This window comes from Acinetobacter sp. UBA3132 (assembly GCF_002364825.1).
Lineage (GTDB): Bacteria > Pseudomonadota > Gammaproteobacteria > Pseudomonadales > Moraxellaceae > Acinetobacter > Acinetobacter schindleri.
Genome location: NZ_DEZM01000222.1, coordinates 16,821 through 18,250 on the forward strand (window position 1 = coordinate 16,821; position 1,430 = coordinate 18,250).

Annotated in this window: 2 protein-coding genes and 1 pseudogene; all 3 read left to right on the plus strand. The window is 43.9% G+C overall.

Annotated elements, in window-relative coordinates; all coding sequences use genetic code 11:
- Nucleotides 1-635, plus strand: a pseudogene (locus tag B4033_RS12165) (hypothetical protein); the annotation flags it as partial.
- Nucleotides 616-903 (plus strand): chorismate mutase, encoded by a 288-nt coding sequence (locus B4033_RS12170; RefSeq protein WP_004814081.1) that lies wholly within the window; start codon nt 616-618, stop codon nt 901-903. The pseudogene B4033_RS12165 and the gene B4033_RS12170, both read left to right, overlap by 20 nt.
- A gap of 157 nt (nt 904-1,060) precedes the next feature.
- On the plus strand, nt 1,061-1,430 hold a 370-nt coding region (locus B4033_RS12175; RefSeq protein ID WP_286834338.1), incomplete at its 3' end, for a sulfite exporter TauE/SafE family protein.

A 1,430-nucleotide genomic window follows, 5' to 3' on the forward strand; every position in this document is an offset into this window, starting at 1 on the left:
AAGAACTGAATGAAATTCAGGGCTTAGATCCGGAACTGGATCTGTATATTGCCCTGGAAGATCCAATTTCCTGGCTGTTGCTGGCCTATATTAAGGAAGAACTTGCCGATTTTTATAATATCCATCTGAATGTCTATCCGCTGTCTTATCGTGGCCGTGATGGCTTTGACTGGGGACTGGCAACGCGCCTGTCAAAACGGACTGAAGTCGAATTTACCCCATTTTGCCGACCGACGGTACAAAGCATTTTGCCGATGGCACAGCTGTATTACAGCTGCCCGGAAGAAGGGCGGGTGGATGCGATGTACCGGATTTTGCAGGCGGTTTGGACGCGTGGACGTGACTTGAGTTATACCCCACATTTCAATGCCTTACAGCAGGAACTGGGAATTGGGCAACTGACCGAAGAAGATATTCAGGACAAGCTGAAAGACAATGATATGCTCTGTGAAATGAAGTCTCAGCCCAACTTGCCGGTGCTGGAACTTCGGATTGATAATCAAAGTTTTGTATTTAATAGCTTATATCGTGTCTGGATGATTGAAAGTATTTTCAGTAATGTGTTAGAAGAAAAGTATAAGAGTGATAATCAAACTGAAAGTGAACTGAATAAACATGAACAAAGTAAAAGCTGAATCATTACAACATGCACGTGAGCAGATTGACGCGATTGATACAGCTTTGGTTGAGCTGATTGCTGCGCGCCAGTTTTATGTAGACCAAACCACCCGTTTCAAGAAAACTGAAACTGACCTGCAATCTCCGGAACGGATGGAGCAGGTTGTCGAAAATGTCAAAGCCCAAGCTCAAAAGCAGGGCATTGATCCAGTATTTATCGAGCACCTGTATCGGGAAATGTTTCAGCATTTTATTCAGCGCGAACTGAAAGAATTTCGTCCTTAAGCGCCCTTTATTTAAAATCTGTGCTGGTCAATCTGATGCTTTCCAGCAAAGTACATCTTGAGCCTCAAGATTTGCTTGAGGCTGTATCCTTAAAACCCTGATTTTTCTTTGGCAGTAATTTTTATAGCATGGTCCTAAATAAATTTGGGATCATCAGATGATTGCTTTCGTTATTGCCATTTTTACCTTGGCAGGTCTGATTAAAGGTACGATTGGTTTAGGTTTACCCGCAGTTTCTATGGGTTTACTGACTATTTTCATGAGTCCCTTTCAAGCGGCAACTTTACTGATCATTCCCTCCATGCTGACCAATTTCTGGCAACTCTTTGCTGAAGGTCATGTGTTACAGCTGATACGCCGTTTTTGGCTGCTGTTGTTAGGTATCATCGTCGGTTCAGTGTGGAGTGTTTTCCCGACCCTGGGACATTCTGAATTTCACAGCGAAGCTCTGTTGGGCGGGATGTTGGCCTTATACGGGCTGTATGGCTTGTTTGCGAAAAAGATGCCGGATTTAAGCCGGCATGAGA